Origin of the sequence: Chryseobacterium sp. G0162 (genome assembly GCF_003815715.1) — a bacterium.
Lineage (GTDB): Bacteria > Bacteroidota > Bacteroidia > Flavobacteriales > Weeksellaceae > Chryseobacterium.
On record NZ_CP033922.1, the window covers coordinates 2,784,784 to 2,801,323 of the forward strand.

Consider the following 16,540-nt stretch of genomic DNA (forward strand, 5'->3'; position numbering starts at 1 on the left):
GAAATTTGATAATAATATTCAGTAATAAAAACAAAAAAGACGACTTCAATAGAAGCCGTCTTTTTATTAATCGATCTAACAATTAATTCTTATTTCTCTTGTTGTTTAATCAAGTTTAGGGCAGAACCAGCTTTGAACCAATCAATCTGTTGATCGTTATAAGTATGGTTAGCCATAATGATATCTTTTGTTCCGTCTTTGTGAACGAACTCTAGTGTTAATTGCTTGCCTGGAGCAAACTGGTCAAGATCTAAGAAATTAACAGTGTCATCTTCCTGAATCTTGTCATAATCAGCCTCATTAGCAAAAGTGATCCCTAACATCCCTTGTTTTTTAAGGTTAGTTTCGTGGATTCTCGCAAATGATTTTACCAGTACCGCCTTTACACCAAGGTGTCTAGGCTCCATAGCAGCGTGCTCTCTTGAAGACCCTTCCCCATAGTTTTGGTCTCCTACAACAATAGTTGGAACACCTGCAGCTTTGTAAGCTCTTTGTACAGCAGGAACTTCACCATATTCACCCGTTAATTCATTTTTAACGTGGTTGGTTTCCATATTGTAAGCATTTACAGCTCCGATCAGCATGTTGTTGGAAATATTGTCAAGATGACCTCTGTATTTCAACCATGGCCCAGCCATAGAAATATGGTCGGTCGTACATTTTCCGAAAGCTTTGATCAATACTTTAGCCCCGGTAATATTTTTACCATCCCAAGCCGGGAATTCCTCTAATAATTGAAGTCGGTCTGAAGTAGGACTTACGTTAACAACAACACTTGATCCATCTTCTGATGGAGCCTGATATCCGTTGTCGTCCACAGCAAATCCTTTTGCAGGTAATTCGAAACCTTTAGGCTCGTTAAGTTTTACCTGTTCACCTGCTTGGTTTGTTAAAGTATCAGTAATCGGATTGAAATCCAGTCTACCAGAGATCGCAACAGCTGCTACCATTTCTGGAGACGCTACAAATGCATGAGTATTGGGGTTACCATCAGCTCTTTTCGCAAAGTTTCTGTTAAAAGAGTGAATAATAGAGTTTTTCTCTCCTTTTTCAGCCCCTTCTCTGTCCCATTGTCCGATACATGGCCCACAAGCATTGGTAAAGATTCTTGCATTTTCAAATTTTCTGAAGGAATCTAAGAATCCGTCTCTTTCTGCTGTGAATTTCACCTGCTCAGAACCTGGATTAATTCCTAAGATTGCTTTAGGCTTTACTCCTTTGGATACTGCATCTTCTACAATAGAAGCAGCTCTTGATAAATCTTCATACGAAGAGTTGGTACAAGAACCAATAAGTGCCCATTCCACTTCTAATGGCCATCCGTTAGCCTCAGCTTTAGCTCTGAATTCAGCAACTGGAGTCGCTAAGTCCGGAGTGAAAGGTCCGTTTAAGTGTGGAGTCAGCTCAGAAAGGTTTATTTCAATTAATTGATCGAAATATTGTTCAGGGTTGGCATATACTTCAGCATCACCTGTTAGGTGTTCAGCTATTTTATCAGCAGCATCCACTACATCCTGTCTTCCAGTAGCAGCCAGATATCTTCTCATTGAATCATCGTAACCGAAAGTAGAAGTGGTAGCTCCGATTTCAGCACCCATATTACAGATGGTACCTTTACCTGTTGCAGAAAGAGATTCTGCCCCTTCACCGAAGTATTCTACAATACATCCTGTACCTCCTTTTACAGTAAGAATTCCTGCTACTTTTAAGATCACATCTTTAGCAGAAGTCCAGCCGTTCATTTTACCGGTTAATTTAACCCCGATAAGTTTTGGCATTTTAAGTTCCCAGGCCATTCCCGCCATTACATCTACTGCATCAGCACCTCCTACTCCAATAGCAACCATTCCTAGTCCACCGGCGTTTACGGTGTGAGAGTCAGTTCCAATCATCATTCCTCCAGGGAAAGCATAGTTTTCCAATACCACCTGGTGAATAATCCCTGCTCCCGGCTTCCAGAATCCGATTCCGTATTTATCACATACAGAACTTAAGAAGTTGAACACCTCAGAGTTTTTGTTAATACCTTCCTGTAGATCTTTATCAGCACCTACTTTCGCCTGGATCAGGTGATCCGCATGAGCTGTAGAAGGAACAGCTACTTTGGTTTTTCCAGCCTGCATGAACTGTAAAAGCGCCATTTGTGCTGTTGCATCCTGCATGGCTACTCTGTCCGGTGCAAAATCTACATAAGAGTTTCCTCTTTCATATGCCTGTGTAGCATTTCCTTCCCAAAGGTGGGTGTAAAGAATTTTTTCTGAAAGGGTAAGAGGTTTTCCCACGATTTGTCTTGCCGAAGCAATTCTCTCAGGATAGCGCTCATACACCTTTTTGATCATATCAATATCAAAAGTCATATCGTATTTAGTTTTGTTCTTTTTCCATTAATGTTTCCTTTTCTCCTGTTTGAAAAAAGAAAAACCATTTTTTATACATCAAAAAACGTTCCTATAATCTATGAATAGGCTGATTCTGAATATAAAACCAAGAGATTTTATAACTTTCAATTTAAGAAAAAATAGATTCTATTTTCTCGATTTTCTCGGAAAAAAATCGTATTTAACTTAAAATAGAACGATTCTAAACAAAAAAAATGAAAGATTTTAAATCCTAAAAGGACTAAAATCTTTCATTTATATAATTTTCAATAGTCTTGCGACTAATTTATCAATGCTGTTAGTGAGCGCTTGTACTTGTTAATTCCTTAATAGAAGGTACAAAAGTTGTCAGGTCAATCCCTTCAACTGCTGCTTTGTATTCCTCAATGCTCGGGATTCTTCCGATGATGGCAGAAAGAACAACAACCGGAGTTGAAGCCAATAGAGATTCTCCTTTTTTACGTTCAGAATCTTCTACTACTCTTCCTTGGAAAAGACGGGTTGAAGTAGCCAAAACAGTATCTCCTTTTGCTGCCTTTTCCTGGTTACCCATACAAAGGTTACATCCAGGACGCTCAAGATACATTACATTTTCATATTCTGTACGAGCCTCACCTTTAGGAGCGTTGTCATTAAATTCAAAACCTGAATATTTTTCTAATAATTCCCAGTCACCTTCAGCTTTTAACTCATCAATGATATTATAAGTAGGAGCAGCAACAACCAGTGGTGCGCTAAATTCTACTTTACCATTTTGTTTTTCAAGATTTTTCAACATCTGAGAAACAATCTTAAGGTCTCCTTTGTGAACCATACAAGATCCTACGAAACCAAGATCTACTTTTTTCTCACCACCATAGTAAGAAAGATCTCTGATAGTATCGTGAGTATATCTCTTAGATACATCATCATTGTTTACATCCGGGTCAGCAATCATAGGTTCTACGATGACATCAAGATCTACAACCACTTCAGCGTAATATTTAGCATTTGCATCAGGAGTCAGTGCTGGTTTTTCACCAGATCTGATCTCTTCAATTCTCTTATTTGCTTTGTCAATTAATCCCTGAAGAACTTTGTTATGGTTATCCATTCCCTTGTCGATCATGATTTGGATTCTGCCTTTAGCAATTTCCAATGATTCGATTAGGGTGTTATCTTCAGAAATGTTGATAGATGCTTTAGCCTTCATTTCAGCAGTCCAGTCTGTAAAGGTAAATGCCTGGTCAGCAGGAAGTGTTCCGATGTGAACCTCAATGATTCTTCCCTGGAATACGTTTTCTCCTCCGAATTGCTTCAACATCTGAGCCTGAGTAGCATGTACCACATCACGGAAATCCATGTGAGGTTTCATTTCTCCTTTGAACGTTACTTTTACAGATTCAGGAATTGGCATAGATGCCTCACCTGTAGCTAATGCAAGTGCAACTGTTCCTGAGTCAGCTCCGAAAGCAACTCCTTTAGACATTCTTGTGTGAGAGTCACCACCAATGATGATTGCCCACTCGTCTACAGTGATATCATTAAGAACTTTGTGAATAACGTCAGTCATTGAGTGGTATTCACCTTTCGGGTCACGAGCCGTGATTAATCCGAAATCGTTCATGAATTTCATTAGCTTAGGAATGTTAGCCTGTGCTTTTTTATCCCAAACCGAAGCCGTGTGACAACCTGATTGGTAAGCACCGTCTACCACTGGAGAGATTACAGTAGCAGCCATTGATTCAAGCTCCTGAGAAGTCATAAGACCCGTCGTATCCTGAGATCCAACGATGTTTACCTGTACACGTACATCAGAACCAGCATGTAATACTTTTCCTGGTGTAGTTCCTACAGCATTTCTGTTGAAGATCTTTTCAACAGCTGTAAGACCTTGTCCTTCGTGAGAAATTTCTTTAGATGGAGCAAAAACAACCGGAGCCTCAACACCTAAAGTCTGAGCTGCGAATGTCTGTAGTTTCTTCCCAAATACGATGGCGTAAGATCCACCAGCTTTGATGAATTCCATCTTTTGTGGTGTGAAAGACTTGGTAAGGTCAATCAGTTCCTGATCACCGTTATATAATTTCTTTTCTTTTGTATTAATCGTTAATACAGTTCCTGTAGCTACTGAATAAGCTTCTTCAAGAACGATATCACCATTTTCGTTACGAACAGGATTTCCGTTTTCATCTACTTTCTTCACCCAGTTCTTAAGGTCAACACCGATCCCTCCGGTAACGTCAACAGTAGTAAGGAAGATTGGAGAAATACCGTTTGTTCCTCCTACAATTGGAGCGATATTTACAAATGGAACATAAGGGCTAGCTTGTTTACCAGTCCATAAAGCCACATTGTTTACCCCAGACATTCTGGATGAACCTACACCCATGGTTCCTTTTTCAGCGATAAGCATAACGCTTGCATCAGGATGTTGTGCCTGTAAAGCTTTGATTTCTTCCTGAGCTGCAGGAGTAATCATACATTTACCGTGAAGCTCACGGTCTGATCTTGAGTGTGCCTGGTTACCCGGAGAAAGTAAATCAGTAGAAATGTCTCCTTCACCAGCAATAAAAGTAACGACTTTGATTTCTTCAGCGACTTCAGGAAGTTTAGTAAAGAATTCAGCTTGTGCATAGCTTTCTAGAATTTCTTTAGCAATTGCATTTCCGTTGTTGTATGCTTCTTTTAAACGGTTGGTATCCGCTTCATAAAGGAAAACCTGTGTTTTAAGAACTTCTGCAGCTTGCTGAGCAATAGCAGAATCATTACCTAAAGCTAAGTCTAATAATACTTCGATTGATTTACCTCCTTTCATGTGAGATAATAATTCGAAAGCAAAAGTCTGAGAGATTTCTTCTACTACGGATTCACCTAGAATGATCTCTTTTAAAAATTTAGCTTTTACACCTGCTGCACTTGTAGTTCCTGGTAGGGTATTGTAGATGAAAAATTTAAGAGAGTCCGTTCGATCTGCATTACCTGAGTCTTTGATTTGTGCAATAATTTCGCTTAGTAATTCAGCACCATCAATTGGCTTTGGATGAAGCCCCTGGTCTTTTCTTTCTTCAATCTCTTTGATGTAATCCTTATAAATATTCATAATAGAAGTCTTTCAATATTAAAAGGCAGAATATTTCGCTGCTTCTTTACTGGTCTGTATAAATACAATTAATGACATTTTGAGATCTCGCATGGGATGCAACATTAATCCAATAAGGTCAGCATAATCTACACTCTTTTTTAAAAGTTTTTTAAATTATTAAACAATTCAAAATGTTCCCCAAAATTACGAAATTTTACGATTTTATGAGAATGAAATTATTTAGATTCTTTATAAATATGAATTTGATAATTTCTATTTTTGGTCGTAATTTTGCAGTCAAATGGTGAATATGAAAAATATCCTGAATGTTTTGTGCATTTTTATTTCGATTTCTATTTTCTCTCAGGCTAAATCTGTGAAAAAACCTATAGCGAAAAATGTTACAAAATCCGCTGTGAAAAAGGAGAAAAATGCCGTAATCAGGCATAATCCTGATCTTGTCGTTCTCAATAAAGATCTTCCCCTTCTGATCCCTAAAAAGAAAGGGGATAGCTTCGGGTATGTCAATCAAAACAGAAAATTCATCATTCAACCTGAATACCATATTGCTGTATTTTTTTATGAAGACTGTAATCTTTTGAATTCGCCGAATGAAAAAGTTAGAAAATTTGGAACAAAAGACTATGCAACTGTAGAAAAAAATATGATTTCTTATCGAGTAGACCACTCCGGAAAAAGAGTGTATCAGTTTAAAGATTCGGATTTAGGAAAATGTAAGTTTGAAGAGTATAAGCAACAACTTTTTCAAGCCTATGTTCTGAATGGTTTCTATGGAATTATTGAAAAATCAAAATTCGTGAATGCTGCAGACTATCGCCAGTATCAGATCTATCCGCAATATCAGTATCTCTACATTATGGAAGGAGATGATGTTGCAGATCCGATGATTGTGGCTTCAAACAATGATAAATTCGGCGTGATTGATGTTAATAATAAAATTATCATTCCTTTCGAATATTCAAACATTAAAAGAAACTTCAGCTGGAAATTAGGGAAGATGTTTGAAGTGACAAAAGATGGCAAAAACTATTATTATGTAGACGCGAATAACAAAACATACTAGAACATAAACAATGAATACTATTGATCAATAATAGTGATTCATTATTTATAACTCTAATTTTTTTATACAATAAACCTTCTGATAATCGCCTTTATTATAATTTGTAACCTTAAACCTCGAATCCTGTACCACGAAAACCTGCATCTCGTATATTTTTCGTAATTTCGCGGCTGAAATAAAGGGGTGCTTTAACAGGCTGAGATTATACCCACTGAACCTGGAACAGGTAATGCTGTTTAGGGACATCAACTTTACTGAGAGTTGAATTTGTATAATATCTTATCGATCCCCTTTTATTCATTAAATGTTAAAGATTTATAGAATGAAAGGATTATTTTTTTTAGGGCTTAGTGTAGGCTCTGTAGCCTTTATGCAGGCTCAAAACACAGATTCTCTGAAGATCAGGGAAATAGAAGCGGTTAACTTTACCAAAAGACTTCCTGTTGCTAAGGAAATTATCAACGTTCAGAAAGATTTAGATGGTAAAAATCTGGGACAGGATCTCCCTATTCTTTTGAAAAATCAAACTTCAATAATTTCGACCTCGGACGCCGGAAACGGAGTAGGATATACTGGTTTTAGAATTCGTGGGGTCTCCGGAACAGCCATTAACGTGATGATGAACGGAGTTCCTTATAATGACTCAGAAAGTCAGGGGACTTTTTTTGTGAATGTTCCGGATTTAACGAGCTCGGCATCACAGATTGTAATTCAGAGAGGAGTTGGAACTTCCAATAACGGAGTTTCAGCTTTTGGAGCAAGTATCAATGTGATTTCAAGGGAGCCGGAAGAGAAATTTTATTTTAAAACCGATGATAGTTATGGTTCTTTTAATACCTATAAATATTCAGCTGAGGTAGGTTCCGGGAAATTCTGGAAGAACCGTCTTTCCGTAATGGGAAGGTACAGCAATATTCATTCGGATGGATATATAGACAGAGCTTCTTCTGATCTGCATTCTTACAACTTTACTGCCTTATTTGAAGAAGGAAAAACCAAATTGCGTTTAATGGCTTTTGGTGGGAAAGAAAAAACATATCAGGCATGGAACGGAATCAGCAGAGAAATGTGGGAAACCAATCCAAGATTCAACAATTCGGGTAAAATTGTGGATGCTAATGGGAATATTACCGGATTCTATGATAATGAAACGGATAACTACAGACAGAATCATTATCAGTTACTTTGGGAACAGAAATTCAATGACCGTTGGAATCTTGAAACAACTTTCCACTACACGAAAGGAAAGGGATATTACGAAAACTATAAGCAAGCAAGCTCTTTCTCTAAATATCAACTGCCTAATATTATTGAGAATGGGGTAACGATTACCAAATCAGATTTTATCCGAAAAAAATGGTTAAATAATGATTTCTATGGAGTTGTTTCTACGCTTTATGGGAAGTTTGAAAATCTTGACCTGAACTTTGGAGCAGTAGCCAATCAGTACTATGGAAGGCATTACGGAAACGTTACCGGAGTTTTTTATCCACAGATCCATGAAAGTGAATATTACAGAAATCGTTCTGTAAAGAATGAAGTTTCTGGTTTTGCCAAGGCCTTATACAGAATGGATAATTTTGAGTTCTTTGGAGATTTACAGCTTAGAAGCATTAACTATAATACTAAGGTCATCATGGCTGGAGACGATGATGGTGCTGACCTGGATAAAAACTGGCTGTTCTTCAATCCTAAAGCGGGGGTGAATTATAAAATAGAGGGTGGAAAGATATTCTTGTCTTATGCTCATGCTCATAGAGAACCAAATAGAGCAGATATTATGGCTAACAATGACGTGAAGCCTGAAAAGCTTCATGATTTTGAAGCCGGTTTAGAAAAGCAGTTTGGATTTTTATCCCTGACAGCGAATGTTTATTACATGTATTATGTGAATCAGTTGGTTTTGAATGGACAACTTAACAGTGTGGGGGCATTTATCCGAAGCAATTCAGGAAAGAGTTACAGACGTGGTGTGGAGATTGGTGCTTTGGCAAAGCTTTCAAAACAATGGGAGGTTTCCGGTAACATTACCTTAAGCCAGAACAGAAATCAGGATTTTAATATTGAAATTGGAAAAACACCTGTAAGTTTAGGAAATACTCAAATTTCATTTTCTCCGAATATGATTGCTAATTTGGGCATAAAGTTTAATCCAAATAAAAATTTCCAGTTTGCCTTAATGAACCAGTATGTTGGAAAGCAGTACCTGGATAATACGGAAGACAAAAATCTAGAGCTTAAAGATTATTTACTGACAGATTTTAATGCACAGTATCAGTTTAAAATTGGGAACAATGATATTGCACTAAAACTATTGGTAAACAACCTGTTCAATAAAAAGTATGTGAATAATGGTTCTGTGAGTGAAGATGGAAGTCCACTTTACTTTGCACAGGCAGGAACAAACTTCATGTTTGGAATCAGTTGGAAAATTCAATAGATTGAAAGAACTGAATGTAAATAAGTGAATTGTAAATTTACCCTGAAAGAGATTAGAGATCATGAATAGTGAACCTATTTTAATATGAAATACTCAAAAGGCTGCTTCGGCAGTCTTTTTTTATATGCGTTAAATATCTTCAAAAAGTCATGAAAAAGTTATAAATTTGCTGCCAAATGAATATTTCAGCATACATTTTAGAATATTTAAAACAATTTGGAACTGTCACGGTTCCAGGCTTTGGGGTGTTTTCTCTGAAAAATTCTAAGGCAATTATCAATTCAGAAAACGGAAGTATCCTGCCTCCTGCAAGTCAGATTGAGTTTACAATTGACTATGAAGTACAGGCTGAAGATCTTACCGTTTATATTGCTAAAGAAAAACAAATGTCTGTAGAGGCTTCCAGAAGTGATCTGAAGATACAGACTGATTTTTGGAAGAAAAAGCTTCAGGCAGAACAGGTTCTTGACATTCAAAATCTGGGAACCATCTTTACTGAAGAAGGACATACTCATTTCAAAGGAAAAAGAGTAGAAGCAGGACGTCCGGATTTTTTCGGATTAGAAGAGATCAGGTTCTCCGACATTAATAATGGAGAGAAAGTAAATACTTCAGAAAATCGCGAAAAGGATTATAAGTTTAAGAAGACCATTCTTTGGTTCTTTCTACTGATAATTCCGATTCTAGGTATTGTATACTTCGCATTTACCCAAAAGGAACTTCTCTTTGGAAAGAAATCCTTTAACAAAGTTTCTGTACAGACTTCTACCCATAGAATTGTAAAGGATACCGTGAAAGTAATGGTTCATACTCCTGAACCTCCGGTTTCAGATTCCCTGAAGAAAGATTCATTGGCAAAACCTGCCGGAAAAACGACTAAACCAGTTCCGGCTGCTCCAAAAAACACTAAGAATAAATGGCAAAAATAAAAACAGCGTCAGAATCCCTGACCATTATGACCAATATCGTTCTTCCGAACGAAACTAACTCTCTAAGAAACCTATTTGGTGGTGAACTTTTAGCAAAAATGGACAGATGTGCTTCTATTTCTGCAGCTAGACACTGTGAAAGAAGAGTAGTAACAGCATCTGTAAACCACGTTTCATTCAATCATCCGATTCCTGAAGGGGGAGTTGTTGTGCTGGAATCTAAAGTTTCTAGAGCATTCTCTACTTCTATGGAGGTATATGTGGATGTATGGTCTGATGATCCGATTAATCAGAAAAAAATTCATACCAATTCTGGAATTTATACCTTCGTTGCAGTAGATGAATTCAACCGTCCTATTCCAATTCCGGATATGGTTCCTGAAACAGAAGATGAAAAAGAAAGATATGCAGCGGCTTTCCGTAGAAAAGAACTTTCATTAATTCTTTCCGGAAGAATGAAACCTTTGGAATCTGTGGAGCTTAAGAAATTATTCCAGGAGCCGGAAGAACCACAATCTTCAAAAAAAGATAAAAAATAAGACTTTAAAATGCTTTTAATACTGGAATATCCAAATTAAAAGCATTTTGTTTTTATATCCATATAATACAATTACAGACACCTTTCTCTGAAATGATGATGGTGTTATTTTGTGAAATCAATTCTTGACATTTGTGTTTAAACTATGAAAATTCTCCTTTTAGATAAAAATCACCCACTCATCACCGAACAGCTTTTAGCTAAAGGCTTTATATTGGAAGAAGACTTTACTTCTACTTATGATGAGGTTTGTAATAAGATCAAAAACTATGATGGTATTATCATCAGAAGCCGTATTCCTTTAGATAAAAATTTTCTTGAGCAGGCTCAAAATCTGAAGTTTATTGCAAGGGTAGGTGCTGGTATGGAAAATATTGATATTCCTGTCGCTGAAAAATTAGGCATTCAATTAATTAATTCTCCGGAGGGAAACAGAGATTCAGTCGCAGAACATGTAGTAGGAATGTTGTTGATCATTATGAACAGGCTTTTCATCGCCTCTCAGGAAGTGAAGAATGGGATTTGGAAACGTGAAGAAAACAGAGGTGATGAATTACTTGGGAAGACTGTAGGTTTAATCGGATACGGAAATATGGGGAAGGCTACGGCTAAAAGACTTTCTGGTTTTGGATGTAAAGTGATTTTCCATGATATTCTTCCGGGATTGGAAGATGAGTTTGCTACTCAGGTTACTTTAGAAGAGCTAAAGGAATCTGCCGAAGTGTTGAGCTTACATATTCCCTTAACTTCTGAAACTCGTTATCTTATTGATGAAACATTTATTTCTGAGATGAAAAATGATTTCTATTTTGTCAATACGGCAAGAGGAAAAAACGTACAAACTAAAAGTTTAGTAGAAGCGTTGAGGTCGGGTAAAGTAAAAGGAGCCTGTTTAGATGTATTGGAATATGAAAAGTCCTCTTTTGAGCACCTTGAAATTGAAAATGAAGATTTACAATATCTGCTGGGATCAGAAAAAGCAATAGTTACTCCACATATTGCTGGCTGGACGCATCAGAGTAAAGAAAAATTAGCTCAGTTTATTGTAGATAAGATTGTTGGAAAATTTGCAAGCTAATTAATATAATCCCTACTGAAATTACTGATTTATGTTAGAATATAGTTGCAAATCTATTTTTAACGTAAGGTTTCCATATGAGTTTCAGTAAACAATATTTTTAAATTTTAAATTATAAAAAAGCACAGATCGAAAGATCTGTGCTTTGCCGTTTATTGCCCAAAAACTGGTATACTTATATAGCAAAGGAAATTTGCTGTTGTTTATTTTTTTATGAGTTTATGTGTACTCTCAGATCCGTCGGCTGTTGCAATCTTAATAAAATAGGTTCCAGTAGGAATTTTTCGCAGGTCTAATTGATTGGTTTCTCCAACTTTGATCAATACTTTTCCTGAAGCATCTAAAACTTGTACTGATTTAGTTATGTATTCTGATTTTATAAAGATCATTTCTGAGGCAGGATTTGGGTACAGTAGTAATTTTGTTTTGCCTGATTTTATTTCTTCAACATGTAACAAAGGTTCCGAGCAGTTTAGAGAAAAACTGTCTCCAACAAATGTCCAACCCTTATCATTAATTAATTGATTACGATATATTTGGCCGCCATTGCCATAAGTTCTTCCAACTGCTCCGACAAGTCGCCCAAGTGGAGAATTAGGATTTTCAGCCCAGCCTTTTAATGTTGCCCCATAATTTCCACAATCTAAGCCACTATAGCCAAAAATCTCTGTCAAATTGACTATTGGAGAAAGTGTCCAATTGCCTAAATTCTTATTAAAATTATTGTTAGACCAAAACATGTAAGACATGTTTGTAACATTAGAAACATCCCAAGAGGAAATGTCTTGGTTAAAACTTGGATAAGAAAACATCTGAGCCATATTTGTGACATTTGAAGTATTCCAGTTATTTAATGGCTGGTTAAAAGACTGAGATGCTTCGAACATCAATGACATATTCTGAACATTTGAAACATTCCAATTATTAATATTCTGGTTGAATGCTTTAGCACGATTAAACATGGAACTCATATTGGTTACATTGGAAACATTCCAATTGCCAATATCCTGATTGAAGGCGTCAGCATAAAAAAACATCTGGTTCATGTCTGTAACTTTTGATGTATTCCAATTACCAATTGGCTTATTAAAAGCTTTAGCATTAAAAAATAAACTACTCATATTAGTCACGTTGCCAACATTCCAGTTATTAATATTGTTTACAATTGATAAGTTTGTACACCCTGAAAAGAACGAACTAAGGTTGGTAACTCCTGAAAAATCAGGAATATCTGTTGCCGTAATTTGAATATTTGCATATCCCGAAAACATTCCTGATAAATTAGTATTCCAGGTAATTTGCCCCCATTGTGTTAGTTCTACAACTTTATCTGCGTCAGTTCCAGAGTTAAGTCTAAATGTGCCAGTTGGCATTATTGAAACATTATAGGTTCCTATTGAGGGAACGCTTATTTCTGTTAAGCCCGTGTTTCCTGTTCCATTACCTGTAATAGTAGAATTGTTGGTCTTTACATATGAATAGCTGTAGATGCCTTGAGTATTTAATTTTATTTTTGGGTTGCTAGCATCGCTCACTAAAAATTTTAATATAAGTGGAGACTGTGCCTGTAGAGCATTCATGACCAAAAAGAAGAAAGAGAAATAGTAAATTTTTTTCAACATTTATTTTTTTTTGGTTGTAAAAATACATATTTCCCATAAATAAGACATTAATTGAAAATTAAAAATGTAAATTAAGTACAAATTATTTTTTTTTGTGTATGTACTGTATTTATTTAAAATATGTATTTCTAAAAATCTGTTCTTAATTAGTTTTACAATTAAAAAAATAAATACTTAATCTAATATTATAAAAAAGTGTCTCGACATTAAGAAGATTTGCGTAAAGTGATTTATATTCTTCAAAAAAGTACATTAATAATGTTAAATAATTCATAATCTATACTGTTCTTTCATAATTTATTTTGAGTTTTACTAAATTGCCGCTCATTTTTGAATCTTATGAAGATGCGTAATTTAGTACTTGCTGTAACGGTTGCTTTATCCCTTTTATCCTGTAAAAATAAATCTGAATCCAAAGAGGTTTCAGCTGAAAATACCACCAATCTTCCGAACTATGGGAATGTAGATCTGGGAAATGTGTTTACAAAAGCAGATAGACAGCTTTCCAATAAGGAATCACTCACAGGTTATATAGATCAGTACTATAAAAAAGTATGGGAAGGCGGGGATCTTAGCGGGGGAATCTTAGTGGCAAAAGGTGACGAAATTTTATATGAAAACTATAGAGGCTTCGGAAGAGAAGGTAACCAGATGCCTATTGATAAAAATACACCATTACATGTAGCTTCGGTTTCAAAAACATTAACGGCCATGGCCATGATGAAGCTTGTAGAAGCCGGAAAAATAAAACTTACCGATCATCTTACCCAATTCTTTCCAGGATTTCCTTATCCAAATGTAACGGTTCAGACGTTATTGGACCAAAGAAGCGGATTGCCTAAATACGAATACTTTATTACCAAAATACAGCCTGCACCGGCAGAGCTTTCCAAGCAGTTTATTACCAATCAGGATGTTTTGAATATGATTATTAAATATAAACCGGATCTGGCTAGAGATACCGATACTGGGTTTATGTATTGTAATACAAACTTTGCCTTATTGGCTTTGCTGATTGAAAAAGTAACTCAAACTCCTTTTCCACAGGCGATGAAAGAAATGGTATTCACACCGCTGAAAATGACCCATTCTTATATTTTCCAGGAAAAAGATATCCCAACGGCTTCACAATCATTCTACTATGGTGGGAACAAATTATATCCACTGGATAGATTAGATCTGATCTATGGAGACAAAAATGTCTATACCACACCGAGAGACCTGCTTAATTTTTCAAAAGCAATGTATTCGAAGGACTTTCTGAAACCTGAGCTGATGCAGATGGTATTTGCGCCATACAGCAATGAAAAAGCAGGAATGAACAATTATGGTCTTGGTTTTAGAATGAAAATATTTGATAACGGTGAAAAACTGACCTATCATAATGGATGGTGGCATGGAACCAATTCCGTATTTGCCCACCTTTTAAAATCTAAAGTTACTATTGTAGCCATTGGAAACAAATATTCGGGTAAAGTTTATACAGCACTTGCATTATCAGGATTATTTGAGGATTTCCCTTTACAGAAGGATAAGCTTCATTCTGTAATGAATGACAATAAGGATACTTTGAATAACGGACACGAAGTTTTTGGAGAATAATGTTTACTTTTGCTTAAACATTTTCATGAAAAGGTTTCTTTTATTATTCGTTATCAGCTTTCTTGTGCATTCATGTGCAAGAGTGGGATCGCCTGTGGGTGGCCCAAAAGATACTTTAGCGCCAAAGTTTTTAAGTTCAAACATTGATACCACGAGGATCAACGTCAAAAGAGATATCCACGAACTTCGTCTGGATTTTGATGAATACGTGACTCTAAAGGACATCAATAAAAATCTTATTATTTCTCCACCCATCAAGAATATCAAGCGCATTCTTCCATCGAATATCGCCAATAAATTTGTTCTTATTCAGTGGACGGATACCCTTCAGGCCAACACCACCTATAATTTCAACTTTGGAAATTCTATTGCGGATAATAATGAGTCCAATATTCTCCGGTATTTTAATTTTGCTTTCTCTACAGGAGATAAGTTAGATGATCTGTACATCAGTGGCGAAGTAAAGGATGCCATGCAGATCAAAAAGAAAACCGGGACTAATGAAAATAAGCTGGTAGTTGGATTATATCAGGTAAAAGATACGATGAACTATAAGCAAAAACCCTATTATATCACCAAGGTTGATGATGACGGATATTATGAGCTGAATTATCTTTCTCCGGGAAAATATAAGATCATTGCTTTTGAAGATGAAAACGGAAACTCTGTATATGATCCGGGAAAAGAGAAAATAGGATTTAAAAAAGAAACTATTGATGTTGAAAAATCAATTTCAGGTTTAAATTTAAGTGTTTATCCATCAAAAAAGCCTTTGAAGTATTCAGATATGAAGGAGATTGCTGGTGGAATTCTTATGACGTTTGAAGGCCATCCTGATGAAGTAAAAGTTCAGTCACTCAATGATAAGCTTAAAGATATAAAAGTAACCCACACACCAAAATCAGACTCCGTTAGGATCTGGTTTGATGCAGTGAAGAATGATATAGGGCAGGAAGCGAACGAAAAACTATTATTCAGCCATAATATTGGTCCGAAAAAAGATACGGTTTATTCAGTTTCTCTATTCTATAAGTATAATAAGAAAAATGCGATGGATGTTTTCAGTGATAATGGAGGTGGTTCATTAGCTCCAAAATCTGATTTTAAAATTTCATCCAACTACTTTATTGAAAAGATTGATCCTTCAAAGTGGAAATTAGCTATTAAAGGAGACTCTTTGAATACTCTGCCGTTTACTGCTAAGATTTCAGAGACTAATCCTTATCAGATTCAGGTGAATTCCGATTTTATCAGTGGAAAAGATTATCAGCTTACCATTCCTAAAGAAACCGTTTCTTCTTTTTATACAAAAAATACTCAATCCAAGCGTTTCGATTTTACTGTTGATAAAATAGAACAATTCGGAAGCCTTGAATTCACTCTTACCAATGCTCCTGCTTCTAACTATTGGATTCAGTTACTGGATTCCTCAGATAAAGTGGTGTATCAGAAATATACCAAAGGAGATAAAGTGAAATTTGATATTCTGAAACCAGAAGAATATGTAGTCAGAATATTGGTGGATAATAATAATGATAAGTATTGGGGGGAAGCTGATTTCGCCAGTGAAACTTTTGCAGAGGATGCCTATGTTTTCTATAAAAAAGCTTTGATAAAAGCCTTATGGGAAACAAGAGAAGAATGGGACCTGAAAGATACCAGGACACTGGATAATCCTAAAGGGACAACGGCTCCAACCGTACCGGTTACTCCTCCGGTTTCCGAAGAGAAAGAGAAAGCTGTGATACAGGAAAGTAAAAAAGAGTTAAAATCTGCAAATGCAGTCATAACTCCGGTTAAATAGA

Annotated in this window: 10 protein-coding genes; 7 read left to right on the forward strand and 3 right to left on the reverse strand. The window is 36.0% G+C overall.

Annotation, left to right across the window (positions count from 1 at the left end):
* Nucleotides 1-89 precede the first annotated feature (89 nt).
* Together EG344_RS12755 and EG344_RS12760 are read right to left on the reverse strand one after the other, a co-directional pair.
* Complete coding sequence (locus EG344_RS12755; RefSeq protein ID WP_123909750.1) at nt 90-2,357, reverse strand: aconitate hydratase; 2,268 nt, start codon at nt 2,355-2,357, stop codon at nt 90-92.
* A gap of 319 nt (nt 2,358-2,676) precedes the next feature.
* Nucleotides 2,677-5,460 carry a bifunctional aconitate hydratase 2/2-methylisocitrate dehydratase gene (locus EG344_RS12760; RefSeq protein ID WP_123909751.1) on the reverse strand — a complete coding sequence of 928 codons (2,784 nt, stop codon included), beginning with the start codon at nt 5,458-5,460 and terminating at the stop codon, nt 2,677-2,679.
* A 292-nt stretch (nt 5,461-5,752) separates the two neighbouring features.
* Here EG344_RS12760 and EG344_RS12765 point away from each other — a divergent pair, with 292 nt between their 5' ends.
* From EG344_RS12765 to EG344_RS12785, 5 genes are all read left to right on the forward strand, one after another.
* Nucleotides 5,753-6,526: a WG repeat-containing protein gene (locus EG344_RS12765; protein WP_228412734.1), complete on the forward strand. Its 774-nt coding sequence runs from the start codon at nt 5,753-5,755 to the stop codon at nt 6,524-6,526.
* 322 nt (nt 6,527-6,848) lie between these two features.
* Entirely contained in the window at nt 6,849-8,966 is a 2,118-nt protein-coding gene (locus EG344_RS12770; RefSeq protein ID WP_123909753.1) for a TonB-dependent receptor, read from the forward strand.
* A gap of 176 nt (nt 8,967-9,142) precedes the next feature.
* Nucleotides 9,143-9,895, forward strand: coding sequence for a hypothetical protein (locus EG344_RS12775; protein ID WP_123909754.1), 753 nt, complete (start codon nt 9,143-9,145; stop codon nt 9,893-9,895).
* A complete protein-coding gene (locus tag EG344_RS12780; protein ID WP_115969889.1) occupies nt 9,883-10,434 on the forward strand; it encodes an acyl-CoA thioesterase in 552 nt (183 codons plus the stop codon). The genes EG344_RS12775 and EG344_RS12780 overlap by 13 nt, the downstream gene beginning before the upstream one ends.
* Before the next feature lie 144 nt (nt 10,435-10,578).
* A complete protein-coding gene (locus EG344_RS12785) occupies nt 10,579-11,511 on the forward strand; it encodes a 2-hydroxyacid dehydrogenase (RefSeq protein ID WP_123909755.1) in 933 nt (310 codons plus the stop codon).
* A 203-nt stretch (nt 11,512-11,714) separates the two neighbouring features.
* Here the strand turns inward: EG344_RS12785 and EG344_RS12790 are convergent, their stop codons facing one another.
* Nucleotides 11,715-13,133, reverse strand: coding sequence for a BspA family leucine-rich repeat surface protein (locus EG344_RS12790; RefSeq protein ID WP_123909756.1), 1,419 nt, complete (start codon nt 13,131-13,133; stop codon nt 11,715-11,717).
* Between the two features lie 339 nt (nt 13,134-13,472).
* On the opposite strand from EG344_RS12790, the gene EG344_RS12795 reads away from it, so the two are divergent.
* Together EG344_RS12795 and EG344_RS12800 are read left to right on the forward strand one after the other, a co-directional pair.
* Nucleotides 13,473-14,735 (forward strand): serine hydrolase domain-containing protein, encoded by a 1,263-nt coding sequence (locus tag EG344_RS12795; RefSeq protein ID WP_123909757.1) that lies wholly within the window; start codon nt 13,473-13,475, stop codon nt 14,733-14,735.
* 25 nt (nt 14,736-14,760) lie between these two features.
* The gene (locus EG344_RS12800; protein WP_123909758.1) at nt 14,761-16,539 is read left to right on the forward strand and encodes an Ig-like domain-containing protein; all 1,779 of its coding nucleotides are present in this window, start codon (nt 14,761-14,763) and stop codon (nt 16,537-16,539) included.
* Nucleotide 16,540 lies beyond the last annotated feature (1 nt).

What these genes read in the sequence shown, in the direction of transcription:
- EG344_RS12755 (WP_123909750.1), bottom strand. Translation starts at nt 2,357, where the DNA reads ATGACTTTTGATATTGATATGATCAAAAAGGTGTATGAGCGCTATCCT.
- EG344_RS12770 (WP_123909753.1), top strand. Translation starts at nt 6,849, where the DNA reads ATGAAAGGATTATTTTTTTTAGGGCTTAGTGTAGGCTCTGTAGCCTTT.
- EG344_RS12800 (WP_123909758.1), top strand. Translation starts at nt 14,761, where the DNA reads ATGAAAAGGTTTCTTTTATTATTCGTTATCAGCTTTCTTGTGCATTCA.
- EG344_RS12795 (WP_123909757.1), top strand. Translation starts at nt 13,473, where the DNA reads ATGAAGATGCGTAATTTAGTACTTGCTGTAACGGTTGCTTTATCCCTT.
- EG344_RS12790 (WP_123909756.1), bottom strand. Translation starts at nt 13,133, where the DNA reads ATGTTGAAAAAAATTTACTATTTCTCTTTCTTCTTTTTGGTCATGAAT.
- EG344_RS12780 (WP_115969889.1), top strand. Translation starts at nt 9,883, where the DNA reads ATGGCAAAAATAAAAACAGCGTCAGAATCCCTGACCATTATGACCAAT.
- EG344_RS12760 (WP_123909751.1), bottom strand. Translation starts at nt 5,460, where the DNA reads ATGAATATTTATAAGGATTACATCAAAGAGATTGAAGAAAGAAAAGAC.
- EG344_RS12765 (WP_228412734.1), top strand. Translation starts at nt 5,753, where the DNA reads ATGAAAAATATCCTGAATGTTTTGTGCATTTTTATTTCGATTTCTATT.
- EG344_RS12775 (WP_123909754.1), top strand. Translation starts at nt 9,143, where the DNA reads ATGAATATTTCAGCATACATTTTAGAATATTTAAAACAATTTGGAACT.
- EG344_RS12785 (WP_123909755.1), top strand. Translation starts at nt 10,579, where the DNA reads ATGAAAATTCTCCTTTTAGATAAAAATCACCCACTCATCACCGAACAG.